Here is a 25,804-nt window from a genome sequence, read left to right as displayed (position 1 = left end):
AGTGGAACACGGTAAATTAGTTAAATTTCTAGGTTTAACGTTCGATTTGTCATCAGTTATGATGGTTACTGTAGCAGCAGTTATTGTTTTCTTAATCGCTGTTATCGGAACTCGCAGTTTAGCTCTTCGCCCAACAGGAATGCAAAATTTCATGGAATGGGTATTTGACTTCGTGAAAGGGATTATCAATAGTACGATGGACTGGAAAACAGGTGGACGTTTCTTAACGCTTGGCGTTACGCTTATCATGTTTATCATCGTATCGAACTTCCTTGGTTTACCATTCATGTATTCAACAGTTGAGGCTGGCGAACATATTGCATGGTGGAGATCACCAACGTCTGATCCAGCAGTTACATTAACATTAGCCGTGATGGTAGTTACCCTCACCCATTATTATGGAATTAAGATGAAGGGTACGAAAGAATACGTTAAAGGTTATTTCCAACCTATGAAATTCTTATTCCCATTAAAGGTTATTGAGGAGTTTGCTAACACATTAACGTTAGGTCTTCGTTTGTTCGGTAACATTTATGCAGGTGAAATCCTGTTAGGATTACTTGCTAAGTTAGGCGGAGCATCATTCCTTGGAGCATTAGGTGCACTTGTACCAATGTTAGCATGGATGGGATTCAGCGTATTCGTTGGATCAATCCAGTCATTTATTTTCGTTATGTTAACGATGGTTTATATGGCTCATAAAGTAAGCCATGACCATTAATATAATTTAAGTAAGAAAAAATTTAATTTTTTATAATACAAAGGAGGACAAATTAAATGAGTTTAGGTGTAATCGCAGCTGCAATTGCAATTGGTTTATCAGCATTAGGTGCAGGTATTGGTAACGGTCTTATCGTATCACGTACAATCGAAGGTGTTGCTCGTCAACCAGAATTAAAAGGCGCACTTCAAACAATTATGTTCATCGGGGTTGCTTTAGTTGAGGCACTTCCAATCATCGGTGTAGTTATTGCTTTCATCGTAATGAACAAATAAGGGAGACTCCCCTTACATAGATGGCGAAGAGTGTTTTTTGAACTTTCTTCGCCATTGCTTTATGAACGAAACGTATGTCTTTTTTTTTCATATGATCAATTTAGATATTTTGAAGGGAGTGAATCCTTGTGCCAACTTTATTATTAGGGGCTGCCATTCCATTTGGAACGATTGCTTATACATTGTTCATTTTCTTACTTCTATTAGTAATGCTACGCAAATTTGCGTGGGGTCCTTTAATGGGAATTATGAAAGAACGTGAAGAGCATGTTACTAGTGAAATCGACGCTGCAGAAAGAAGTAACGCTGAAGCGAAGAAATTAGTAGAAGAACAACGTGAAATGTTAAAACAATCGCGTGTTGAAGCACAAGAGTTAATCGAAAGAGCGAAAAAACAAGCTGTAGATCAAAAAGATGTGATTGTTGCTGCTGCGAAAGAAGAAGCAGAATCAATTAAAGCATCTGCTGTACAAGAAATTCAACGCGAAAAAGAGCAAGCGATTGCTGCTTTACAAGAACAAGTCGCTTCTTTATCTGTTCAAATTGCTTCTAAAGTAATTGAAAAAGAGTTAAAAGAAGAAGATCAAGTGAAGTTAATTCGCGATTATATTAAAGAAGTAGGAGAAGCGCGATGAGCAATGGGATTGTAGCAAAACGTTATGCTGTCGCTCTTTTTAAAATTGCAAAAGAAAAACACGTATTAGAAATGTTTGAAGAGGAATTACGCCTTGTACAAAACGTTTATGTAAAGAACGGAGAACTACATAGCTTTTTAACGCAACCGAACATTTCAAAAGAGCAGAAGAAAACGTTTATTGCAAACGTATTCGGATCTGTTTCTGAATCTATTTTAAATACGTTATATATTTTAATTGATAACAAGCGCATTGAAATCTTACCTGAAATTGCAGATGAATATGTGGTTCTTGCTAATGAAGAACGTAACGTAGCGGATGCAACTGTATATTCTACTCGTCTTCTATCTGAAGAAGAGAAGCTTAACGTTGCAGAAGCATTTGCAAAGAGAACGGGAAAAGATGCAATTCGCGTGAAAAATGTTGTAGATGAAGATTTACTAGGCGGAATTAAAGTACGTATTGGAAATCGCATTTATGATGGAAGTTTACAAGGAAAATTAGCACGTATTCAACGTGAATTAATGAAGAATAGATAGGGGTGAAGCACATGAGCATCAGAGCTGAAGAAATTAGCGCACTGATAAAGCAACAAATCGAGAACTATCAGTCTGAAATCGAAGTTAGTGATGTTGGTACAGTTATCCAAGTTGGTGACGGTATCGCGCGTGCTCATGGTCTTGATAACGTTATGGCTGGTGAACTTGTAGAGTTCTCTAACGGCGTTATGGGGCTAGCACAAAACTTAGAAGAAAACAACGTAGGTATCATTATTTTAGGACCTTACACAGAAATTCGTGAAGGTGACGAAGTTCGTCGTACTGGTCGCATCATGCAAGTACCAGTAGGAAAAGAACTAATCGGTCGTGTTGTAAACCCATTAGGTCAACCAGTTGATGGTTTAGGCCCAATCAATACAACAAACACTCGTCCAATCGAAAGTCCAGCACCAGGTGTAATGGATCGTAAATCTGTTCATGAGCCACTTCAAACAGGTATTAAAGCGATCGATGCTCTTGTACCAATTGGCCGTGGTCAACGTGAGTTAATCATCGGTGACCGCCAAACAGGTAAAACAGCAGTTGCACTTGATACAATCATTAACCAAAAAGATGAAGATATGATTTGTATCTATGTAGCTATCGGACAAAAAGAATCAACTGTACGTAACGTAGTAGAAACACTACGTAAGCACGGTGCATTAGATTACACAATCGTTGTAACTGCATCAGCTTCTCAACCAGCTCCATTATTATACTTAGCTGCTTATGCTGGTGTAACAATGGGTGAAGAGTTCATGTACAATGGTAAACACGTATTAGTAGTATATGATGACTTATCAAAACAAGCAGCGGCTTACCGTGAGCTTTCATTACTATTACGTCGTCCTCCAGGTCGTGAAGCATATCCAGGGGATGTATTCTACTTACATTCTCGCTTATTAGAGCGTGCAGCAAAATTAAGTGATGCAAGAGGCGGCGGTTCTTTAACTGCACTACCTTTCATCGAAACACAAGCAGGGGACGTATCAGCTTACATCCCAACAAACGTAATCTCGATTACGGATGGACAAATCTTCTTACAATCTGACCTATTCTTCTCTGGCGTACGTCCAGCGATCGATGCGGGTACTTCTGTATCACGTGTAGGTGGATCTGCTCAGATTAAAGCGATGAGTAAAGTATCAGGTACACTTCGTCTTGACCTTGCATCTTACCGTGAGTTAGAAGCGTTCGCTCAGTTCGGTTCTGACCTTGATAAAGCAACACAAGCGAAACTAAACCGTGGTGCTCGTACAGTTGAGGTATTAAAACAAGGATTACACAAACCGTTACGTGTAGAGAAACAAGTTATCATTCTTTACGCTTTAACACGTGGATTCCTAGATGATATCCCAGTAGTAGATATCACTCGTTTCGAAGAAGAATTCCATGCTTGGTTAGATTCAAATGCGACTGACTTATTAGAAGAAATCCGCACAACTAAGAAACTTGCGGATGACGACAAATTTGCAGCAGCAATTAACGGATTTAAAAAAGTATTCGTAGCTTCTGAATAATAAAAGCGTAAGCGGCTCGTCAAGCTGCTGGAGCTAGATAATATATATAGGCATCTCAATTTCTGAGATTGCTGACGGTTATGTAAAGGAAAAGAGTAGGTGCACCTATTCTTTTCCTTCAATCATGAGCAAGAATATCTTGCAACGTAGATTAGGAAGAGGATTCTTACTAATCGTGCCAACTTCTGGAAAAAAGGTGGTGAAAACCTGTGGCATCTTTACGCGATATAAAAGCGAAGATTACCTCGACAAAGAAAACGAGCCAAATTACGAAAGCGATGGAGATGGTATCTGCATCTAAGTTAAACCGTGCAGAGCAAAATGCTAAATCTTTCGTTCCGTATATGGAAAAGATTCAAGAAGTAGTAGCGAGCATTGCGCAAGGAAGTAAAGGAATTAATCATCCAATGCTAAATGCGCGTCCTGTAAAGCGTACAGGATACATCGTTATTACATCTGATCGCGGACTAGCAGGTGGTTATAACAGTAACGTATTACGTACAGTTAGTAACGTGATTCGTGAACGTCATAATATGGATTCAAACCAATATTCAATTATTGTGCTTGGCCGACTAGGACGTGATTATTTAAAACGTCGCGGATTTAACATCATTGATGAAGTAGTTGGATTATCTGACCACCCATCATTTACTGATATTAAAGATCTTGCTTCTCGAGCAATTGCGATGTTCGCAGATGGTGCTTATGATGAGCTGTATATTTACTACAACCATTATGTAAGTAAAATTTCACAAGAAGTAACGGAAAATAAAATTTTACCGCTTACTGATGTGGCGTCTGACAAACCGACGACAGCTTATGAATTCGAACCTTCTGAAGAAGAAATTTTAAAAGTATTATTGCCACAATACGCAGAAAGCTTAGTGTACGGTGCATTACTAGACGGTAAAGCAAGTGAACACGCAGCGCGTATGACAGCAATGAAGAGTGCTACAGACAACGCAATGGAAGTTATCGATTCACTTACACTTTCATTCAACCGTGCACGTCAGGCAGCGATTACGCAAGAAATTACGGAAATCGTTGGTGGAGCAGCAGCGTTAGAATAGTAATAAAAAGCGTAGGTGGCTTGCTCAGAAGGGGTGAAATGACCGACCCTTCTAGCCATCGGAGCTAGATTCAATAAAAAGTGGAAGCGGCTCTTTTAGGAGAGTCGCGTACGCTATAAACTAATAAAAAATTAAAAGCCGACTTCTCTTAGAAAGCTGGCTAATTAAAAGAAAGCTAGGAGGGAACCCGATGAATAAAGGGCGCGTTACGCAAATCATGGGTCCGGTTGTAGACGTTAAGTTTGATGGCGGAAAGCTACCAGAAATCTACAACGCCCTTACGGTAAAACAAAGCAACGAAAACGGAGCAAGCATTAACTTAACATTTGAAGTTGCACTTCATTTAGGTGATGACACAGTTCGTACAGTTGCAATGTCTTCCACAGATGGACTTGTTCGTGGCACAGAAGTAGAAGATACTGGTAAAGCAATCTCTGTACCAGTTGGTGATGCAACACTTGGTCGTGTATTTAACGTATTAGGTGATGCAATTGACTTAGATGGTGAACTTCCTGCGGATGTACACCGTGATCCAATTCACCGTCAAGCACCTGCATTCGAAGAATTATCTACTAAAGTAGAAATTCTTGAAACTGGTATTAAAGTAGTAGACTTACTTGCTCCTTACATTAAGGGTGGTAAGATCGGTCTATTCGGTGGTGCCGGTGTAGGTAAAACGGTATTAATTCAGGAATTAATCAATAACATCGCACAAGAGCATGGTGGTATCTCTGTATTCGCTGGTGTAGGTGAGCGTACTCGTGAGGGTAATGACTTATACCATGAAATGAGCGATTCTGGCGTAATCAAGAAAACTGCGATGGTATTCGGACAAATGAATGAGCCACCTGGAGCACGTCAACGTGTTGCATTAACAGGTTTAACAATGGCTGAGCATTTCCGTGATGAGCAAGGACAAGACGTACTATTGTTCATCGATAACATCTTCCGTTTCACGCAAGCAGGTTCTGAAGTATCTGCCCTTCTTGGTCGTATGCCATCTGCGGTAGGTTACCAACCAACACTTGCAACAGAAATGGGTCAATTACAAGAGCGTATTACATCTACAAATAAAGGATCTATCACGTCTATCCAAGCGGTATATGTACCAGCCGATGACTATACGGATCCAGCACCAGCTACAACGTTCGCTCACTTAGATGCAACAACAAACTTAGAGCGTCGTTTAACACAAATGGGTATTTACCCAGCCGTAGATCCATTAGCATCTACATCTCGTGCACTTTCTCCAGAAATCGTAGGAGAAGAGCATTATGAAGTAGCTCGTCAAGTACAGCAAACTTTACAGCGTTATAAAGAGCTTCAAGATATCATCGCTATCTTAGGTATGGATGAGTTATCTGAAGAAGATAAGTTAGTTGTACATCGTGCTCGTCGTATTCAATTCTTCTTATCTCAAAACTTCCACGTAGCTGAGCAGTTTACAGGTCAAAAAGGTTCTTATGTACCTGTAAAAAATACAGTTAGTGGCTTCAAAGAAATTCTAGAAGGAAAATATGATGACCTTCCAGAAGATGCATTCCGCTTAGTAGGTAGCATTGAAGAAGTTATTGAAAACGCGAAGAAAATGATGGCGTAAGGCCTTAGGAGGGACGAATTATGAAGACATTTCCAGTCAGTATTGTAACTCCTGATGGACCGGTTTACGAAAAAGAAGTAGAAATGGTAAGCGTAAAAGCAGAGAGTGGGGAAATGGGGATCTTACCAGGTCACATTCCAACTGTTGCACCATTAAAAATTAGTGCGGTTCGTCTGAAAAATGGTGGGCACACTGATTATGTAGCAGTAAGTGGTGGCTTTATCGAAGTTCGTCCAGATAAAGTAACTATATTATCATCATCTGCTGAAGAAGCAAACCATATCGATATCCATCGTGCAAATGAATCGAAACGTCGCGCTGAGCAACGTATGCAAGATAAACAAGCACATGTTGACTTTAGACGTGCAGAAATGGCCTTGCAGCGTGCTGTGAACCGTTTAAACGTTTCCGATATGAAATAAAAATCCGTGAGGGCTTCGCCTTCACGGATTTTTATTGTTGTTTATGAATGAATTAACAAAAATGGTATAATTATGTTATTGCTTGTGTAAGTAGAGAATATAGAGCAATTTATATTTTATAAAGGAGATGAACAAATGATCGGTGAAATGAAACAAGAAGCATTACATTCCTTGAAGGGGAAATGGGGCTTAGGTGTTGGATCGACGATTTTATATTTTATTTTAAGTTATGTTGTTTCAATGGCTGCAATGTTTATACTTTTAATTCCAGGACTTATTATATTTTTTTTAATTGTTAGCTTCGCTGGTTCAATTGAAAGGGAAACAATATCAATTGGAGCAGGTATTACCTTTGGGGTATTTTATTGTATCATGATACTTTTGAGTAACGCATCGTGTGGTATTACATCATACGGTTATACGAATGTATGTCTACAGATTAGTAAACGAGAAGGTGCTACAGTGGATCACTTATTCGAAGGATTTCGTGGTTTTAAAAGAATGATGAAAACAATGTGGGCAATGCTTGCGATTTTGTTATATACAGGTACATGGATTCCGATGTTGTTATTAGGACTATTCGCATTTTTAGGTGAAGAAGGGAATACATCGTTTGCGATTGCTTTCTTCGTACTATTAGCTATTTCCATCGTTGGTATGACTGTTCTGTATTTTTCATATTCGATGACGTATTATGTGATGGTTGAAAAACCAGAATATAGTGTTTCACAGGCGATGAAAGAAAGTAAGAACCTTATGAAGGGGCATAAACTAGATTTATTTCTTTTATGGCTTAGCTTCATAGGATGGGCTATCTTAGCGATTTTTACTCTTGGAATAGGATTTCTTTGGCTTAGTCCGTATATGGGTACAACGACATCTCATTTTTATCGCTATATTTCAAAAGATGAATTGCGGTAAGAACATGCTATACTAATAGAATTGTTACGTATAGGAGGCCAAGTATGATTAGTGATTTAAAAGGAGAAGCGCTGGACTCACTAGAAGGAAAATGGGGATTAGCTGTTGGGGCAACATTACTTATTTCGATTCTTATGTCAGCTTTTAGTTTTAGTATTGATTTCATTTTCTCTCAGGTTTGGGATTGGAAAGAAGTAAATAACTCACTTACAGTAGACGTTATTACAATATTTCTGGTAGGTCCATTAACGCTAGGTGGCTATTATTTAGCGCTACATTTAATTCGTGAAAAAGAAGCGCGTATTGGGCATATATTCAGATGGTTTACAGAAGGAAGTAAGTTTATAAAGTCATTTTTATTATATATATTAGTAAACATTTATATTTTCTTATGGTGCTTACTATTTATTATTCCAGGTATTATTAAATCATTTTCTTATGCAATGACTTACTTTATAATAAATGATCATCCGGAGTATTCCATAAATCAAGCTATTACAGAAAGCCGTCGTATGATGGACGGACATAAAATGGAGTATTTCATTTTATGTTTAAGTTTTATTGGTTGGTTTATATTGAGTTGTATTACATTAGGGATTGGATTTTTATGGTTAATTCCATATTTTTATACTACGTCAGCAGCTTTTTACGAAGAGATTGCAGAAGAATATTACGAGAAAAAAATTCCAACACTATAAAGTGAAACTTTAATCAGTGGGGGGTATCCCGCTGATTATTAGTTTCATCGCCCGCAAATAGCGGGATAAAAAAACACCCAGTGTGAACTATTGGTTCATACTGGGTGTTTTTTGTAGAAATCTTATAAATTCTTTACTTGTTAGAGGTTTACTGAAATAGTAACCTTGCATGTATTTACAGTTATTTTTTTTCAAAAATTTAAGCTGTTTTTCTGTTTCAATTCCTTCAGCAACGACGGAGAGATTTAAAGTATTTGCCAGAGAAAGGATAGTGGAAACGATGGCTCTTTCTTCAGGTCGATGATCGGCTAGTTGTGTAAATTCTTTTGGTACTTTTAATGTATCGATAGGGAAAATTGATAAATAAGCAAGAGAAGAATAGCCGGTACCGAAGTCATCGATGGACGTTTGAATACCATATTCTTTTAATTGCTTTAGTCTAGATAATGTTTCTTTTTCATCAATCATCGCAATTCGTTCTGTTAGTTCAAGTGTTACATCTTTCGGATCAATCTCAACGTTCTTTAGTATTCGTGAAATATTTTCGATTAATTGATTTTGTTGAAATTCTCTCGCTGATAAATTGACACTCATTTTTAAGTTTGTGTATCCAAAACTTTTCCATATTTTTAGTTGACGACAAGATTCTCTTAACACCCAATGTCCAAGCGGAACGACTTGTGGTGTCTCTTCTACAATTGGAATGAACTCGCATGGTGAAATGTCACCTAATAGTGGATGTTTCCAACGTATTAATGCTTCAGCACCGATAATTGTATTTGTTGTCGTATCAATTTGGGGTTGATAGACGAGATAAAATTCGTTGTTTACTAAAGCGAGTGGCAAGTCTTTTTCGATTCGAGCTTTTCGTTCCATTTTCTTATATAGTTCTTTCGTGTAAAGAGAGCTACGATTTTTCCCTTTATTTTTTGCTTCGTACATGGCCATATCGGCATGTTGCAAAATAGACAGTGGGTCTTCGCCTGCTTCAGGGTATATGGCAATCCCGATACTCGGTGAGATGTGTAAATGTTGATTTTCGATTTCGAATGGTTCGTTCATGGCCACTACAATCATATCAGCTATCCTTTGTACATCTGTTCTTTTGTTATAATTTTCGATAAGGATTGTGAACTCATCCCCAGCTAGTCGAGCAAGTTTCATATTCTGTGTCGATATTCGTTCGAGCCTTTTTGCTACTGCAATTAATAGGAGATCCCCTACTCGGTGACCGAGGGTATCATTAATAACTTTAAAGCGATCTAGGTCGATAAACATAACAGCAAAAGGTCTTTTCGATATTTTTGCTTGTGCAATCGCTTTTTCTAAATGTTGATGAAATGAACGACGATTTGCAAGCTCCGTTAAAGTATCATGATATGCTAGGAAGTTAATTTGTTCTTGTTGTTGTTTACTTTCCGTAATATCTTTAATCATTAAATAGACCCCAGAAATATGCTCCTTTAGAAAGATGGGAACAGCCGTAACATGCAAATAGTAAATATCTTTATTTTTATGATATGCCCGTATTTCTAAAGAAATAGAGTTCCCTTTTTTTACGTGATGAAAGGCATTAATGATTTCTTCCAAATCTTCTTCATACATAAGTGAATAGTATGGTTGGTTTAATAATTCATTCGTTTGATAACCGAGTAAAGTAGTTCCAGCGTTGTTCACATTTAGAAAATTACCATACAAATCTAATGTGAAAATTGGATCTGGATGATGCTCGTATAAAGATTTAAACATTTGTTGGTTATGATATAACTCATTTTTTTGTTCTACTAAATCTTCTGTACGTAGTTCAATTTGTTTCTCGAGTTCCGAGTTGAATTGCATTTGTGCTAGCAATAATATTTTATTTTGTCTTCGGACTAACATATGGCGTATGAGAACGAAGGCGAAGGTTACCATCAGTCCAATTACTAAGATAGGTGCAAAAACATTTTCGACCAATATAAAAACAATAAGCATCACTACAGAAATATACGGTAATGATAATCGGATGGATTCACCCAATCGAGGTGTTAGTAATACTTGTTCTTGTTTTTCAGGCTCTTTTATGTGAAGTATACAAGCGATTGCTACCAATACTAAAGCTACTTGATAGAATGGAGCAACTGTGAACATAGAGTGCTCAGGCTGGAAGTATTTTATATAAGCATAAATAGCATCCGTAGTAGCATACAAAATTAAAGCACTGCCAAGAAGAGCACCAACTTGTTTTGGTAGTAAGAATAATGGTCTAAATAAAAGATTGATTCCTATTAAAAGAAAGAGTAAATCAGCCATTGGATACGTGAGTTGAACAAACATGTCGATATATGATGTTGTGAAAATATGAATGGTTCTTTCGATAAGCAAATAGTAGCTTAAAGTAAATTGAGCTGTAACAATAATACAAATATCACATATCGTAGAAAGCTGTTCCAATAAGTTTCGGCCATAAATAATTTCATATAGAAAGGCAAATGCAAAGCTAATTAAAAATAATAAGTAAAAAAAGTCTGATGGATCAACGAATGTATAGTAGTCATGCAGAATTAAGCGTTGATAAGCAACTACTATATCGCCGATAAAATAAGAGAAGGATCCGATAGTTAATGTTATCCAAAACAAACGAGATAACCCTTGTTTTACATTTGAAAAATAAAATATATAACTGAAAATTGTAATATCAATTAATATGGTACTGATGCTAGTTAATATTTGAAATGGGAGTGCGTACTCATATAAAAAGGACATTGATACGTAATGAATAGCTATATACAATACTGAAATGCTTATAAGAATACTTACGTGTGCTTGTTTTGTCATTTATATCACCCACTGTATATACATAAGAACCACCTTTTGTAGTTTATGTTTTTTAGGATTGCTTGAAAAATATATAGAATTTCTATATTTATTTTACACATTTATAATGAGTTGTAAAAATAGATTTGTTTAGCAAGTATTAATTGTTGTTTCTGTCCCTAATATATCGACATAGGAATTTGAAGTTTGATATAATGATTAAAATAGTTTCATTATTTAGAAAAATTTAAAAATAATAAATGATGCAAGTAAGACATATTGTTTACTATGTGAACTTGTTCTTAATTCAGGGGGGAGGGTTTCACAATGGCAAGTGTATATGAAAATAGTTATATGATTGTTTTGATTTTCTTGCTATTAGGTATATTGCTGCCGGTAGTGGCTCTTACATTAGGGAAAATGCTGCGTCCAAATAAACCGAGTGCAGCGAAAGCAACGACGTATGAGAGTGGAATTGAGCCTTTTCATGATGCAAATATTCGGTTTCATGCTCGTTATTATATTTTTGCTTTATTGTTCGTCATCTTTGATGTAGAAACTTTATTTTTATATCCATGGGCTGTTGCATATGACAAGCTGGGTTTATTTGCACTGATTGAAATGCTCATTTTTGTTGTGATGTTGTTGGTTGGATTAGCGTATGCTTGGAAAAAGAAGGTGTTACAATGGTTATAAATTTTGAGGAATTACACCCACAGGAGCGAGCGGAATTAGAAAGGAATATCTTTTTTTCTACACTGGAACAGCTCAAGGGATGGGCGCGGAGCAACTCTTTATGGCCGATGACATTTGGACTGGCATGCTGTGCGATTGAAATGATGGGAGTAGGTTCATCACATTACGATTTAGATCGATTTGGGTCATTTTTTCGGACGTCACCAAGACAATCGGATGTCATGATTGTGTCAGGAACAGTAACGAAGAAAATGGCGCCTATTGTTCGGCGCTTATATGATCAAATGCCTGAACCAAAGTGGGTAATTGCGATGGGATCTTGTGCAACAGCTGGTGGTCCGTATGTGAATTCGTATGCGGTTGTGAAAGGTGTAGATCAAATTGTACCAGTTGATGTATATATTCCTGGATGCCCACCAAACCCTGCCGCTTTAATTTATGGAATTAATAAATTAAAAGAAAAAATTCGTTACGAGGCGAAGACAGGGAAGCAGGTGACGAATAAATGAGTGATCCAAATAAAGACTTAGAAAGTATGAAGAGAGAAGCAGCCCGTCATGCGAAAGAGGAAGCGCGAAAACGTCTTGCCGCGAAACATGAGGCGGAAATGTCTAAACTTGAAGGAGAACATCGAGAAAAAGAGAAAGCGCTACCAAAAGGTAAAAAAGTTAATGTAGAAGAAGCAAAAGAAAAAGTAACGGACGAAGAAAAAGCAAAAGCGAAGGCGAAAGCTGCAGCAGCCGCAAAGGCAAAAGCGGCGGTACTAGCGAAGCAAAAGCGAGAAGGAACAGAAGAAGTAACGGACGAAGAAAAAGCAAAAGCGAAGGCAAAGGCCGCAGCAGCCGCAAAGGCAAAAGCGGCGGCACTAGCGAAGCAAAAGCGAGAAGGAACAGAAGAAGTAACGGACGAAGAAAAAGCGAAGGCGAAGGCTGTAGCAGCTGCAAAGGCAAAAGCAGCAGCACTAGCAAAAGCAAAATCTTCGCAAGGTGATGGGAATTCTGGAGATGAAAAAGCAAAGGCTATTGCAGCCGCAAAAGCGAAAGCCGCTGCTGCGGCAAGAGCAAGGGGAGCTGTAAATAAGGTAGAAGATGAGCCGCAGCAGGAAGAACCATCAGTTAACCAACCATATTTAAATCAATATGTGGAGGTTGTTAAGGAGAAGTTAGGGGAATATGCATTAGTAGATTCCTATATTAATAAGCTTTCAAAAGATGTTCCAACTCTTGTGGCGGAGCCTTCAAAATATTATGAAGTGATGGAGTTAATGCGATTGCATGAGGGACTTGCTTTTGATTATATGTCAGAGCTACATGCGACGGATTTTGTGACACATATGGAAGTATATGTTCATTTATTTTCATATGGAAAGAAACAGTCAGTAGCAGTGAAGGTAAAGCTGGATAGGGAAGCGCCGCAAGTAGAATCGGTGACGCCGCTTTGGAAAGGGGCAGATTGGCCGGAGCGTGAAGCGTATGATTTGCTAGGTATTGTATTTAAAGGTCATCCGAATTTATCTCGTATTTTAATGCCGGATGATTGGATAGGGTATCCACTTAGGAAAGATTATGAACCGTATGATGTGGAGGTGTAGCTTGTGATCCGTACGGAAGAGATGCTCTTAAATGTTGGACCGCAGCACCCGAGTACACATGGTGTGTTTCGGCTTGTAATTAAGATTGACGGGGAAATTATTAAAGAGGCTACACCAGTTATCGGGTATTTGCATCGCGGAACAGAAAAGATTGCTGAGAACTTGCAGTATACGCAAATTATCCCGTATACAGATCGAATGGACTATTTATCAGCGATGACGAATAATTACGTCATTTGCCATGCTGTAGAGACGATGATGGGACTTGAGATTCCGGAGCGTGCTGAATACTTACGTGTGCTTGCGATGGAGCTGGGAAGGGTTGCGAGTCATCTCGTCTGGTGGGGGACGAATCTTCTTGATATAGGAGCGGTTAGTCCATTTTTATACGCGTTTCGTGAACGGGAAATGATTATTAATTTATTAAATGAATTGTGTGGTGCAAGGCTTACTTTCAACTACATGAGAGTTGGCGGCGTGAAGTGGGATGCGCCAGATGGCTGGATTGAAAAGGTGAAAGAGTTTGTTCCGTATATGAGAGAGCAATTGGAAGGTTATCACGACCTTGTTAGCGGAAATGAAATTTTTTTAAATCGTGTGAAAGGCGTTGGCGTATATAGCGCGGAAGAGGCGATCTCGTATTCTTTAAGCGGCGCAAATTTGCGGTGCACGGGAGTCCACTTTGATCTTCGCAAAGATGAACCGTATTCTATTTATGATCGTTTTGACTTTGATATCCCTGTTGGGAGCACGGGAGATGCGTGGGACCGCTACGTTTGCCGGATGAAGGAAATTGAGGAGTCATTAAAAATTATCGAGCAAGCAGCTGAGCAGTTCCCAAAAGATGGAGCCGTGCTGGCAAAAGTGCCGAAAATTATTAAAGCACCTAAGGGAGAAGCGTTTGTCCGTATAGAGTCACCGCGGGGAGAGATTGGTTGCTATATTGCTAGTGATGGAAAGAAAGAGCCGTACCGTTTGAAATTTCGCAGACCGTCTTTTTATAATTTGCAAATTTTACCGAAGTTATTGAAAGGTGAGAACATCGCCAATTTAATTACGATTTTAGGTGGAGTTGATATTGTACTTGGGGAGGTTGATGGCTAATGATTGAGACGCTCTTACAATCACCTTCAAGCTGGACGAATTTCTTTATTTTTTTCGGATTAGCGGTGCTTCTATTATTTGCAGTCCTTGGCTTCGTTACATACGGTATTTTGGCGGAACGGAAAGTGATGGGATTTATGCAAGGGCGGATTGGACCAAACCAAGTTGGAGGCCGATTTGGTTTACTACAAACGGTAGCTGATGTTTTGAAATTATTATTAAAAGAAGATAGTATTCCGAAAGCTGCAGATAAACCGTTGTTTATATTAGCGCCTGTTATTGCATTTGCACCAGCATTTATGGTGCTTGCGGTTATACCGTTTACTGATAAATTTCAGTTCGCGGATATTGGCGTAGGATTGCTGTATTACATTGCTGTCTCTGGGATTACGACGATTGGAGTTGTAACTGGGGGATGGGCATCAAATAATAAATATTCCCTTTTAGGAGGGATGCGCGCAGCAGCGCAAATGATTTCTTATGAGATTCCACTTGTGATGAGTGTAATTGGCGTCGTTTTGTTAGCAGGTAGCCTTAATTTAAATGAGATTGTAGCGGCGCAGGAGAAGGTATGGTACATTTTCGCACAGCCGATTGGTTTCGTCGTTTTCTTAATTGCGGCAGTTGCAGAGTTAAATAGGACGCCGTTTGATTTACCTGAAGCGGAGTCAGAACTTGTTTCTGGATACCATACGGAATACTCAGGGTTTCGCTGGGCGTTTTTCATGCTTTCAGAGTATGTGTATTTCTTCGGGATGGCATCTTTAATTACAGTACTCTTTTTAGGAGGCTGGAACCCAGTTATGTTCCTTGGATTTATTCCAGGATCCGTATGGTTTGCTTTGAAATTCAGCAGTGTGGTCTTTCTGTTAATTTGGTTCCGCGTTACGTTCCCGCGTATAAGAGGTGACCAGTTAATGGAGTTTGGCTGGAAAGTATTATTACCGATCGCACTTGCAAATATTTTCTTAACGGCATTGATTAAGGAGCTATTCTTCTAATCTATAAAGGGGGTGCCAGTAAGAGATGAAGGGACTATTTAAAGGGTTAAAATATACGCTTAGTAATTTAAGTAAGAAAAAGGTGACGTATGATTATCCGAATCAGCCGTTACCATTACCAGACCGCTTTCGGGGTATTCAAAAGTTTTATCCAGAGAAATGTATTGTTTGTAATCAGTGTTCTAATATTTGTCCGACAGATTGCATTCAATTAACGGGAAAAAAACATCCTGATCCTACGAAAAAAGGGAAAATTATCGACACGTATGATATAAATTTTGAAATTTGTATTCTTTGCGATTTATGTACAGAAGTTTGTCCGACAGAGGCAATTGTAATGACGAATAACTTCGAACTCGCAGAGTATTCACGTGATGATTTATTTAAAAATTTGCAGTGGCTCGACGAAAACGACGAAAATGTCAGGAAGGAGAATAAAGCATGAATGGCGAGTTTGTAGCATTCTTTATCCTATCCTTGTCTGCGATTATCGGCGGCGTTCTTATGCTGAACTTAACGAAAGTAATGCATATGATGCTGGCCCTTGTGCTTACATTCCTTAGCATTGCAGGTTTGTACTTTCTTTTATCGGCCGAATTTATTGGAGTTGCACAAATTTTACTTTACTCTGGTGCGATCACTATTATTATGATTTTTGGCATTATGTTAACGAAACATAATGCGGAAAATGAATCGCGCCTTACTCTTCGAAAATGGATTATCTTCTTTGCGGTTGTAGCATTTGGAGCAGTTATGTATTTCGCTGTTAATAGTATCGATTTTTCAAATCAAAGCACACAAGGAAGTTTACCTCTCCATGAAAATAACACACTTCAAATCGGTACACTTCTCTATTCAAAATATATTATTCCATTCGAATTAACCTCAGTTATTTTACTTGTAGCACTTGTAGGAGCGATTATCCTTGCGAAGAAGGATGAGGGAGAGGAGGATTCCCATGAGTAGCGTTCCGGCTTCTGCGTATTTAACACTTGCGATTATTTTGTTTTGCATCGGCTTATTTGGAGCTTTAACAAAGCGAAATACAGTAATTGTATTAGTTTGTATTGAATTGATGTTAAACGCCGCTAATTTAAATCTAGTAGCGTTTAGTAAATTAGGTTTGTTTCCGAATTTAACAGGACAAATTTTTTCGCTGTTTACGATGTCTGTAGCGGCAGCGGAGGCAGCGGTAGGGCTTGCAATTTTGATTGCTTTGTACCGTAATCGCCCGACAGTTCATGTAGATGAGATGGATACGCTCAAAGGATAGCATTGTGACCGAAAAGGGGGAAGGAAACAATGATCGATTATGCATGGCTCATACCGCTTTTCCCGCTTGTTTCGTTTTTGATACTTATTATGTTCGGGAAGAAAATTAGAGAGGGAAGTAGTGTACTAGGTATTTTCTTTACCTTTCTATCCTTTCTCTCCGCGGTAGTGGTACTAATAGAACGGTTTTCATCCGAGGCAGTGAAGCATAAGTGGGTATGGCTTAGAACAGGAGATATAGATATATCATTTGGTTTTGAAGTTACCGCATTAGGAGCTTTAATGTTGTTTATCGTTACGCTTGTGAGTTTTCTTGTACATGTGTACTCAAAAGGTTATATGAAAGGGGAGGAAAGATTACCAACCTTTTATGCATATTTAGGGGTCTTTACATTTGCGATGCTTGGGCTAGTTATATCGCCGAATTTATTACAGCTTTATATATTTTGGGAGTTAGTAGGACTCGGTTCATTTCTACTCATCGGTTTTTACTTCTTTAAAGAAGAAGCGAAGGCTGCTGCGAAAAAGGCTTTTATTATGACACGCATTGGGGATGTTGGGCTATTTATTGGGATGATTTTAATTTTTTGGCATGCAGGTAGTTTTGAATATGACGCGATTTTTAAAGCGATTCATACGGGCGACCTCTCTCCTTCTATGATTACAATAACGGCGATATTAATTTTTGTCGGTGCGATGGGGAAATCGGGCCAGTTTCCGCTTCATACGTGGTTACCAGATGCAATGGAAGGACCGACGCCTGTTTCGGCGCTTATTCACGCAGCAACGATGGTTGCAGCCGGCGTATATTTAGTAGCGACGATGTTCCCGCTATTTTCAGCAAGTGTGGTAGCGATGCAAACTGTTGCAATCGTTGGGGCTTTCACCGCAATCTTTGCGGCCTCTATTGGTCTTGTACAAACGGATATTAAGAGGGTTCTTGCTTATTCTACAGTTAGTCAGCTCGGGTATATGATGCTTGCGCTAGGCTCTGCTGGTTATGTAGCTGGTGTCTTTCACTTAACGACACACGCCTTCTTTAAAGCATTACTGTTCTTGGCTGCAGGAAGTGTAATTCATGCAGTCCATACGCAAAACATTAATAAAATGGGCGGTTTACAGAAAAAGATGAAAGTAACCGGTGCACTATTTTTAATAGGCACACTTGCAATTAGTGGTGTTCCTCTTCTTTCCGGATTTTTTAGTAAAGATGAAATTTTAGTGGCGACTTGGATGAACGGCAATTACTTTCTATTCGTTTTAGCAGTAATTGCGGCATTTCTAACAGCATTTTATATGTTCCGTCTATACTTTCTTGTTTTTACAGGGGAAACGAAGACGGAGGAAGAGGTGCATGAATCACCTCGCACAATGACGTATCCGATGATTGTCCTTGGTGTTCTTGCGGTAGTGGCAGGCTATATAAATACACCGTGGTTCGGAACGTTTCTTGGGGATTGGCTCACGAAAGATGTAGGATTCAAAGTGCAGGAAGTACATGGACCTGTTTGGATTATGATTGTTGCAACGCTCGTTTCATTTGCGGGAATTGCCCTCGCATATTTCATATATGGTAAGAAAGCTATCTCTAGAGATTGGGCAGGCGGAGAAGGGACGCCTCTTTATAACCTTTTGAAAGAAAAATATTATGTGGATGAACTTTACAATGTTACGGTGCTTCCTATTACGAAAGGAATCGCTCATGTACTTCGTTTATTTGAAGTATACGTTGTAGAAGGAATTGCAGTTTTAATTGCGGGATTGGTTAAAGGCATGAGCCGTCTAGGATCGCGGCTTCAAAACGGTAATGTACAAGTGTACGGAACTGTAACGGCCGTTTCGCTCGCTGTGCTCATAATTATTTTGTTATATACGGGAGGGGATTTACGATGAATGGATTGCTATTAACGTTCTTCATTTTCTCCCCGCTTTTAGGGATTCTCTTGCTTGTATTAACGCCGAAAAAAGAATCGCGTACAGTGCGAGCGCTTGGCTTATTTGGGACGGCGCTTCCATTTGGTATCGCTATCGTCCTCGCTTGTACATATGCTTCAGGAAAGAGTTTATCGATATTTGATGAGAAAGTGAAATGGATTAAATTTGGGGATTTTACAGCGGTAGATAAAAGATGGTTCTCCATTTATTACGAGATTGGTATTGATGGTTTATCGCTTGTAATGATGGTGCTGACGGCCCTACTAGCAATGCTTGCAACAATTGCGGCATTTTCCATTAAACGAAATTTAAAAGCATTCTACATGCTATTACTCATGCTAGAAATAGGGATGCTCGGTGTCTTCGCTGCTCAAAATTTAATGCTGTTCTTCATCTTCTTTGAAATTACGCTGCCACCAATGTTTTTATTAATTGGCAAGTGGGGGAAATTGTCGAGTGAAAAGGCTGCATATAGTTATTTAATATATAACGGTATCGGATCAGCTATTTTACTTATCGTTTTCTCGGTTTTATTTGCGAAAACAGGTACAACAAATATTACGGAGCTTAAAGAAATATTAACGAGTGTAGGTGCTGGGGGAGGAATGGCTGTCTCAAGTAGCTTACAGTTCGGCTTGTTTCTTGCCATAATGATGGCCTTTGCGATTAAGCTTCCTGTTTTCCCTTTGCATCGCTGGATGGTCAATGTACACATAGAAGCGCATCCTGCTGTAGTTATGCTTCATGCGGGAGTTTTACTGAAAATTGGAGCATACGGTATTATTCGCTTTGGGAAAGGATTATTTCCAGAACATTTTCGTGATTTTGCAACGCTAATTGCGATTTTAGGAGTCATTAATTTATTGTACGGGGCCTTTCTAGCACTCATCCAAACGGACTTTAGAAAGGTGCTTGCTTACTCTAGTATTTCGCATATGGGCATTGTATTAATGGGGCTTGCGGCGTTAAATGCACCAGGTATGCAAGGGGCACTGTTCCAGGTTGTGTCTCACGGTTTAATTGCGGCATTGCTCTTCTTCTTACTTGGCATGATTGAAGAGCGTTTTGGGACTTCGGATATTACAGCGCTTGGTGGACTCGCAAAAAGTGTTCCTGTGCTTAGCGGCTTCTTCCTAGCGGGAGGAATGGCATCGCTTGGAATGCCAGGGATGTCTGGATTTATTAGCGAATTCCTTGCCTTTCTCGGTTTATTCCAAGGGAAACCGGTTATCGCTGCCGTAGGTGTACTTGGAATTATTTTAACCGCTGTATACGTATTAAGAGCGACACTTCAAGTGACATTTGGTAAGAAAGAATGGGAAGCGAAATCTGATATACACGGATGGGAGTATGTTCCTGTTATATTACTTCTCGTTTGTATTATCGCAATTGGAGTAATGCCAGAACTGCTAGGGGATCCGCTTCAAAATACGTTGAAAACATTGGGGGTGAAGTAGGATGGATATGAATACGTTACTTAGCTTGTCGTGGCATCTGATGGTGCCGGAATTCATTATTCTTGGGGCAGCCATCCTTCTTTCCATATGTGATTTGTTTTTTAAGCTGAACCATAGGCACGTTGCGATTGGCGCAATCGCAGCTGTCGTATTAGCGGCCGTGTCATTAATTACGCTATATAGTGAACCAGCGGGAGATATTTTAAATGGATCGTTTGTGTTAGATGGATTTTCAAAAGGGTTTAAAACGTTGTTATTAATCGGGGCAGCTCTCGTCTTATGTATGGCAATGAGCGATGACGAGAAGGAGCCTATCGGGGATAAGGGAGAATATTATTACTTAATGTTAATGGCGCTTCTTGGAGCGATGTTCATGGCTTCGAGCGTTGATTTCATCACACTATTCGTCGGTTTAGAATTGCTTTCGCTTTCTTCCTACATTCTTGTAGGCATCCGAAAAAGAAACCGTGCATCGAATGAGGCGGCAATGAAATACGTCATTAACGGAGGAATTGGAACAGCAATTACGCTCTTTGGAATGAGTTATTTATACGGTATTACAGGATCGACCAACATAGTGGAAATGCAAAAAGCATTTACGCAAGGATTGGCCGGGGGCATTCAATTATTGTTAGCTCTCGCATTTCTACTTTTACTTGTTGGACTCTCATTCAAAATTGCAACAGTTCCCTTTCATATGTGGGCACCGGATGTGTATGAGGGAGCGGCTACACCTGTCACTGCTTTTCTCGGAACGATTTCTAAAATTGCTGGTTTTCTACTCATTACGCGTTTGTTTCTTATGGTTTTTGCAGGAGTGGCAATCCAAGGAGACGCACAATCTTTGTACGGGCGTATGAGTATATACATTGCTGTGCTAGCTAGTATTACGATGATTATCGGGAATGTAGTAGCATTAAAGCAATACAACGTAAAACGTCTATTTGCCTATTCAGGTATCGCGCACGCTGGGTATTTGCTCGTGCCTCTTGTGGCGCTATCGCAGTTCACGATGGATAGTATGTGGTTTTATATGCTTGCATACATGCTTATGAATATAGGGGCATTTGCAATCATCCACGGATTAATCTTACAAAATGATAAGGAAAATATGACGATTTTTACAGGATTATACAAGCGATCTCCATTTACAGCTATAGTGATGACAATCTTTATTTTATCGTTAGCTGGAATACCGGGGACAGCTGGTTTTATCGGGAAAATTAACATCTTTTTAGGGGCACTCCATGTTGAACCTGCTCATTACGTATTAGCTTCTATTATGATGGGGACAACAGTTGTTTCATTTGTATATTACTTCCGGATATTACAGCAAATGTTTTTCCGCACAGGAGGGGCAGAAGAAAAGCTTCGGTTACCGTTAAATATAAAGATTGTCATGGGTTTTTGTGCAATTTCGATTGTAATACTGGGAATTATGCCGATGATTGGTTACAATTTCTTTTATGAATATTTTCCATTAATGAAGGATTTCTTCTTCTTGGGGAACGTGGTACAATAGTGAAAATAAAAGGTGTAGAGTCCATACTCTGCGCTTTTTATTTTGGAGTAACAGCAAACGGAAACGTATATAAGTATATGTTTTTTGAGAGGAAATTACGATTTGAAATGTAAGAAGCCTATTCGCGTTTGAAAAAGTGTGGCTCCTACTTATTATGGTATCGTTTTTACATTTTGCGTAAGTAGTAGCCAAACAAAAAAGGGGTCGATTTTTTGGCACAACTTTTAGGGCAACAAGCACTGATTGCCATTGTTTCGCATTTATTGTTTATTACTATTACGTGGTGGGCCTTGCAAGGTATTCATATTGAGCGTTTAATGAAGTCTGGGAAAGTGATGCAGACGAGAGTATTACTCATCCTAGTTACGATTGCAATTGGGACATCTGTCAGTAACTTTTTCCTTGATTATTTAGGCTATTCAAAGAGTTTAACGTATTTAGTAAAGTAAGTGTATAGAACCTCATATCTCCGTTAACAATGGGGATAGGAGGGGATGAAATTGAAGCTTAAAGCCATTCTTATCGTTGTCTTAAGTGTTGTTTTATTTTTGGTTGGATATAGAGAGATGAAACCTATAAGCGATGAACAGAAGATGGAGAGCATGATCAAGGCTTTAGAGAAGAATGATGCAAAAGTAGAGCGGTGGTCATGGTTAGCGCGAGAAACAAAAACAATTTCTAATATACATACGTTTCAAAAATTGTTAAACGATGTGAAGGAAAAGGCAAATATCGAAAGTTGGGAATTAGAACAATCTCCAGATGGATATAAAGCTACATCCTATAAAAAATCTTCTTCCTATGAAGAACGAGTAGTAGTAACTTGGACTAAGGAAAATACTAAAGAAAACACTTTCATTATATTTGAAGTAAGCGGGGCGAAATGGGACCCGAAGTACGTTCAGAAAATGAATGAAATTTTTAACGGAAAACCTACAATTTATACTTGTGTTCAAGGTGTATTGAATGATAAGATTGAAGGTGTTTTGCAAAATAAAACCAATCAGGTTTTGAAAGATCTTTCAGCAAGAGCGATCGAACAGACAGAAGAAAGAGCATTTGTGTCAGTCTCCGCATATAATAAAAAGTGGAATGACGCTCTTTCGATAAATAGAGAGAAAATAAATGTGCAAATAGCAATACGTTCTACAGACAACAAAGATATAATTGTGGTTGGCACACCGATCATAACTTCTGAGTATTGAGTGAATAGATACTGAAAAAAGGACACGGAGGGGAATAATTTGGAAAAGATCATCGTCCGTGGCGGAAAGCGGTTAAACGGCACAGTGCGTGTTGAGGGCGCAAAAAATGCTGTATTACCTATAATCGCTGCAGCCCTATTAGCGAGTGATGGAAAGAATGTACTATCTGAAGTACCAGTTTTGTCTGATGTATACACAATTAACGAGGTATTACGTCATTTAAATGCTGAAGTCGTATTTGAAAATAACCAAGTAACAATCGATTCTTCTAAAGAATTAAACATTGAAGCACCATTTGAGTATGTACGTAAAATGCGTGCATCTGTCCAAGTAATGGGCCCATTATTAGCACGTAACGGTCGTGCTCGTATTGCACTTCCTGGTGGATGTGCAATTGGTTCACGTCCAATTGACCAACATTTAAAAGGCTTCGAAGCAATGGGAGCAAAAGTAAAAGTTGGTAACGGTTTTGTTGAGGCGTACGTAGAGGGAGAACTAAAAGGAGCTAAAATTTATTTAGACTTCCCAAGCGTAGGCGCGACAGAAAACATTATGTCTGCAGCGACATTAGCAAAAGGGACAACAGTCCTTGAAAACGCAGCGAAAGAACCAGAAATCGTTGACTTAGCTAACTTCTTAAATGCGATGGGAGCGAAAGTACGCGGAGCTGGAACTGGAACGATTCGTATCGAAGGCGTTGATAAATTATATGGTGCAAACCACCCTATTATTCCTGACCGTATTGAAGCAGGAACATTCATGGTTGCAGCAGCAATTACTGGTGGAGACGTCTTAATTGAAAATGCTGTACCTGAACATTTACGCTCAATTACAGCGAAAATGGAAGAAATGGGTGTTAAAATTATTGAGGAAAACGAAGGTATACGTGTTATCGGCCCAGATAAGTTAAAAGCGGTTGATATTAAAACTATGCCTCACCCAGGTTTCCCAACAGACATGCAATCACAAATGATGGCATTATTATTACAAGCTGAAGGAACAAGCATGATTACTGAAACGGTATTCGAAAACCGCTTTATGCACGTTGAAGAATTCCGTCGTATGAATGCTGATATTAAAATTGAAGGTCGTTCTGTAATTATGAACGGTCCAAACAGCTTACAAGGTGCTGAAGTAGGCGCGACTGATTTACGTGCAGCAGCAGCATTAATTTTAGCTGGTTTAGTATCAGAAGGTTATACTCGTGTAACAGAGTTAAAACATCTTGACCGTGGCTATGTAAACTTCCATAAGAAATTAGCTGCATTAGGTGCAACTATTGAACGTGTAAACGAAAAAGTAGAAGAAGTGACAGAACAAGAAGTTTCTGATCTTCACGCTTAATTGAAATAGTCTCTATGTCTTTTGACATAGGGGCTATTTTTTTTACTATTACTGTTATAGTCAAGAAATTCTATACTTATGCACGTCTCAGTAAAAATATTTAGAAAATTTTCGTTTTATTTCGCTATTTGTGGTCAGTACAACTTCACCGCATTAAAATTTCACTTTATATCGATACCCCAAAGCATGTTCTAAAAGATTCCATAGATTCATAAGGATGAAAGGAAGCCAACTTTATATTGGGGGAATAGGATGAAATTTTCAAAGCCACTTTTCATTACAGTAGCGCTTTTAATAGCGCTCGTCATCATTGTACCTGCTGCTCTTGTTATTCCGTTTGCGAAAGCAAAAGTAGGAGAAGAAGCAGCTTCTAAAACTCCTCCAGCGATAGAAAGTATACCAGCTCCAGGGAAAGTGGATACAGCGGTTCAGGTTGCTGTATATCGTGATCGGCAGAAGAAGGTAGACACATTACCTATGGAGGAGTATGTGACCGGTGTAGTAGCTTCTGAGATGAATGCCAGCTTTGAAATAGAGGCGCTAAAGGCGCAGGCATTAGCAGCGAGAACATTTGTAGTCCAGCGTATGCTAAGCGGAGGTAAGAAAAACAATGCGGACGTGACAGATACGGTGAAAGATCAAGTGTACAAAAGCAAAGAAGAATTGAAGAAACAATGGGGTAATAACTACGAAAATAATTTAAAGAAAATCGAGGAAGCCGTTTCGAAAACCGCAGGACAAGTTTTAACGTATGATGGAAAACCAATTTCAGCTTCTTTCTTCTCAACGAGTAACGGCCGGACGGAAAATGCAGCTGATTATTGGGGAAATGATTATCCGTACCTGAAAAGCGTAGATAGTCCGTGGGATCAAGCATCTCCAAAATTTACGAGCGAGCAAATATTTACAGTAGCGGACTTTCAAAAACGTCTCGGTGTGAAAGTACTAGCGGACGGAAAAGTCGGCGATATTAAAGACCTTACAGAAGGCAAACGAGTAAAAGATGTAGCGTTTCAAGGAAAAACATTAACAGGAAAAGAAGTACGTGAAAAATTAGATTTACGCTCGTCTGACTTCACGTGGAAACAACAGGGGGATAAAATCATCGTTACAACGAAAGGATTCGGTCATGGCGTTGGCATGAGCCAATACGGAGCGAATGGCATGGCAGCGGAAGGTAAGAAATATACAGATATCGTCGCCCATTATTATAAAGGCGTTGAAATAAAGACGATGAATGATTATGAAGGAAAATTAATGGTGAAGAAGTAGGGTGAAAAAGAGGCCGTCCCAAATGGTAGTTGGGACGGTTTTCTTTTGTTGGTAGGTAGGTTATTTTTGTCGTATTTTGCAGTTAAGTCGATATAATGAGAGTTGTGTGCGATATAATTCAATTTGCGTTGATTTAAATTCGATTATCATTGCAATCGTAACAAAGAAGAAAATAGCTTTAGTCAGAAGTTCAATTTTGGAACGTCCT

General features: G+C 38.9%; 26 protein-coding genes. 25 read left to right on the top strand and 1 reads right to left on the bottom strand.

Annotation, left to right across the window (positions count from 1 at the left end):
* Nucleotide 1: 1 nt before the first annotated feature.
* The 10 genes from atpB to BAU27_RS00935 all read left to right on the top strand — a co-directional run bounded on the left by atpB (nucleotide 2) and on the right by BAU27_RS00935 (nucleotide 8,401).
* On the top strand, nucleotides 2-721 hold the full coding sequence (atpB, locus tag BAU27_RS00980) for a F0F1 ATP synthase subunit A (RefSeq protein WP_048542682.1): 720 nt from the start codon (nucleotides 2-4) through the stop codon (nucleotides 719-721).
* A gap of 56 nt (nucleotides 722-777) precedes the next feature.
* Nucleotides 778-996 carry a F0F1 ATP synthase subunit C gene (gene atpE / locus BAU27_RS00975; RefSeq protein ID WP_000052064.1) on the top strand — a complete coding sequence of 73 codons (219 nt, stop codon included), beginning with the start codon at nucleotides 778-780 and terminating at the stop codon, nucleotides 994-996.
* A 128-nt stretch (nucleotides 997-1,124) separates the two neighbouring features.
* Nucleotides 1,125-1,631 (top strand): F0F1 ATP synthase subunit B, encoded by a 507-nt coding sequence (gene atpF / locus BAU27_RS00970; protein ID WP_001142619.1) that lies wholly within the window; start codon nucleotides 1,125-1,127, stop codon nucleotides 1,629-1,631.
* Nucleotides 1,628-2,170 carry a F0F1 ATP synthase subunit delta gene (atpH, locus tag BAU27_RS00965; protein WP_071744069.1) on the top strand — a complete coding sequence of 181 codons (543 nt, stop codon included), beginning with the start codon at nucleotides 1,628-1,630 and terminating at the stop codon, nucleotides 2,168-2,170. Before atpF ends, atpH begins: the two co-directional genes overlap by 4 nt.
* A gap of 11 nt (nucleotides 2,171-2,181) precedes the next feature.
* Entirely contained in the window at nucleotides 2,182-3,690 is a 1,509-nt protein-coding gene (gene atpA / locus BAU27_RS00960) for a F0F1 ATP synthase subunit alpha (protein WP_000027511.1), read from the top strand.
* Between the two features lie 209 nt (nucleotides 3,691-3,899).
* Nucleotides 3,900-4,760: a F0F1 ATP synthase subunit gamma gene (atpG, locus tag BAU27_RS00955; RefSeq protein WP_000157703.1), complete on the top strand. Its 861-nt coding sequence runs from the start codon at nucleotides 3,900-3,902 to the stop codon at nucleotides 4,758-4,760.
* 190 nt (nucleotides 4,761-4,950) lie between these two features.
* Nucleotides 4,951-6,360, top strand: a complete 1,410-nt coding sequence (gene atpD, locus BAU27_RS00950) for a F0F1 ATP synthase subunit beta (RefSeq protein WP_002123794.1) — start codon at nucleotides 4,951-4,953, stop codon at nucleotides 6,358-6,360.
* A 20-nt stretch (nucleotides 6,361-6,380) separates the two neighbouring features.
* Complete coding sequence (atpC, locus tag BAU27_RS00945; RefSeq protein WP_002123795.1) at nucleotides 6,381-6,782, top strand: F0F1 ATP synthase subunit epsilon; 402 nt, start codon at nucleotides 6,381-6,383, stop codon at nucleotides 6,780-6,782.
* Nucleotides 6,783-6,917: 135 nt separating this feature from the next.
* The gene (locus BAU27_RS00940) at nucleotides 6,918-7,703 is read left to right on the top strand and encodes a DUF975 family protein (protein WP_071769885.1); all 786 of its coding nucleotides are present in this window, start codon (nucleotides 6,918-6,920) and stop codon (nucleotides 7,701-7,703) included.
* Nucleotides 7,704-7,747: 44 nt separating this feature from the next.
* Complete coding sequence (locus BAU27_RS00935) at nucleotides 7,748-8,401, top strand: DUF975 family protein (RefSeq protein WP_071769884.1); 654 nt, start codon at nucleotides 7,748-7,750, stop codon at nucleotides 8,399-8,401.
* Nucleotides 8,402-8,488: 87 nt separating this feature from the next.
* Here BAU27_RS00935 and BAU27_RS00930 read toward each other — a convergent pair whose 3' ends face one another.
* On the bottom strand, nucleotides 8,489-11,218 hold the full coding sequence (locus BAU27_RS00930) for an EAL domain-containing protein (RefSeq protein WP_071769883.1): 2,730 nt from the start codon (nucleotides 11,216-11,218) through the stop codon (nucleotides 8,489-8,491).
* A gap of 306 nt (nucleotides 11,219-11,524) precedes the next feature.
* Here BAU27_RS00930 and nuoA point away from each other — a divergent pair, with 306 nt between their 5' ends.
* The 15 genes from nuoA to spoIID all read left to right on the top strand — a co-directional run bounded on the left by nuoA (nucleotide 11,525) and on the right by spoIID (nucleotide 25,596).
* Nucleotides 11,525-11,893, top strand: a complete 369-nt coding sequence (gene nuoA / locus BAU27_RS00925) for an NADH-quinone oxidoreductase subunit NuoA (RefSeq protein WP_000179270.1) — start codon at nucleotides 11,525-11,527, stop codon at nucleotides 11,891-11,893.
* The gene (gene nuoB / locus BAU27_RS00920; protein WP_000236333.1) at nucleotides 11,884-12,402 is read left to right on the top strand and encodes an NADH-quinone oxidoreductase subunit NuoB; all 519 of its coding nucleotides are present in this window, start codon (nucleotides 11,884-11,886) and stop codon (nucleotides 12,400-12,402) included. Before nuoA ends, nuoB begins: the two co-directional genes overlap by 10 nt.
* Complete coding sequence (locus BAU27_RS00915; RefSeq protein ID WP_071769882.1) at nucleotides 12,399-13,484, top strand: NADH-quinone oxidoreductase subunit C; 1,086 nt, start codon at nucleotides 12,399-12,401, stop codon at nucleotides 13,482-13,484. The genes nuoB and BAU27_RS00915 overlap by 4 nt, the downstream gene beginning before the upstream one ends.
* Nucleotides 13,485-13,487: 3 nt before the next feature.
* On the top strand, nucleotides 13,488-14,588 hold the full coding sequence (gene nuoD, locus BAU27_RS00910; protein WP_071769881.1) for an NADH-quinone oxidoreductase subunit NuoD: 1,101 nt from the start codon (nucleotides 13,488-13,490) through the stop codon (nucleotides 14,586-14,588).
* Nucleotides 14,588-15,589 (top strand): NADH-quinone oxidoreductase subunit NuoH, encoded by a 1,002-nt coding sequence (gene nuoH / locus BAU27_RS00905; protein WP_071748393.1) that lies wholly within the window; start codon nucleotides 14,588-14,590, stop codon nucleotides 15,587-15,589. Before nuoD ends, nuoH begins: the two co-directional genes overlap by 1 nt.
* A 25-nt stretch (nucleotides 15,590-15,614) precedes the next feature.
* Nucleotides 15,615-16,034, top strand: a complete 420-nt coding sequence (gene nuoI / locus BAU27_RS00900; protein ID WP_000677191.1) for an NADH-quinone oxidoreductase subunit NuoI — start codon at nucleotides 15,615-15,617, stop codon at nucleotides 16,032-16,034.
* Entirely contained in the window at nucleotides 16,031-16,555 is a 525-nt protein-coding gene (locus BAU27_RS00895; protein ID WP_001012819.1) for an NADH-quinone oxidoreductase subunit J, read from the top strand. The genes nuoI and BAU27_RS00895 overlap by 4 nt, the downstream gene beginning before the upstream one ends.
* Complete coding sequence (gene nuoK, locus BAU27_RS00890; RefSeq protein ID WP_000100081.1) at nucleotides 16,548-16,862, top strand: NADH-quinone oxidoreductase subunit NuoK; 315 nt, start codon at nucleotides 16,548-16,550, stop codon at nucleotides 16,860-16,862. Before BAU27_RS00895 ends, nuoK begins: the two co-directional genes overlap by 8 nt.
* Before the next feature lie 29 nt (nucleotides 16,863-16,891).
* Nucleotides 16,892-18,754, top strand: coding sequence for an NADH-quinone oxidoreductase subunit L (gene nuoL / locus BAU27_RS00885; RefSeq protein WP_071769880.1), 1,863 nt, complete (start codon nucleotides 16,892-16,894; stop codon nucleotides 18,752-18,754).
* On the top strand, nucleotides 18,751-20,253 hold the full coding sequence (locus BAU27_RS00880; RefSeq protein ID WP_071769879.1) for an NADH-quinone oxidoreductase subunit M: 1,503 nt from the start codon (nucleotides 18,751-18,753) through the stop codon (nucleotides 20,251-20,253). The genes nuoL and BAU27_RS00880 overlap by 4 nt, the downstream gene beginning before the upstream one ends.
* 7 nt (nucleotides 20,254-20,260) lie before the next feature.
* Nucleotides 20,261-21,775 (top strand): NADH-quinone oxidoreductase subunit NuoN, encoded by a 1,515-nt coding sequence (gene nuoN, locus BAU27_RS00875; RefSeq protein ID WP_071769894.1) that lies wholly within the window; start codon nucleotides 20,261-20,263, stop codon nucleotides 21,773-21,775.
* Nucleotides 21,776-21,987: 212 nt separating this feature from the next.
* A complete protein-coding gene (locus BAU27_RS00870; protein ID WP_071734725.1) occupies nucleotides 21,988-22,224 on the top strand; it encodes a DUF1146 family protein in 237 nt (78 codons plus the stop codon).
* A 51-nt stretch (nucleotides 22,225-22,275) separates the two neighbouring features.
* The gene (locus BAU27_RS00865; protein ID WP_483295351.1) at nucleotides 22,276-22,980 is read left to right on the top strand and encodes a YwmB family TATA-box binding protein; all 705 of its coding nucleotides are present in this window, start codon (nucleotides 22,276-22,278) and stop codon (nucleotides 22,978-22,980) included.
* 39 nt (nucleotides 22,981-23,019) lie between these two features.
* Entirely contained in the window at nucleotides 23,020-24,324 is a 1,305-nt protein-coding gene (gene murA / locus BAU27_RS00860) for a UDP-N-acetylglucosamine 1-carboxyvinyltransferase (RefSeq protein ID WP_071748397.1), read from the top strand.
* Nucleotides 24,325-24,576: 252 nt separating this feature from the next.
* Entirely contained in the window at nucleotides 24,577-25,596 is a 1,020-nt protein-coding gene (spoIID, locus tag BAU27_RS00855; RefSeq protein WP_071769877.1) for a stage II sporulation protein D, read from the top strand.
* Nucleotides 25,597-25,804 lie beyond the last annotated feature (208 nt).

Origin of the sequence: Bacillus sp. NH11B (assembly GCF_001884205.1) — a bacterium.
GTDB classification, from domain to species: domain Bacteria; phylum Bacillota; class Bacilli; order Bacillales; family Bacillaceae_G; genus Bacillus_A; species Bacillus_A proteolyticus.
The sequence above is the reverse complement of the archived record's forward strand: the minus strand, read 5'-3'. Positions and strand labels throughout refer to the sequence as shown.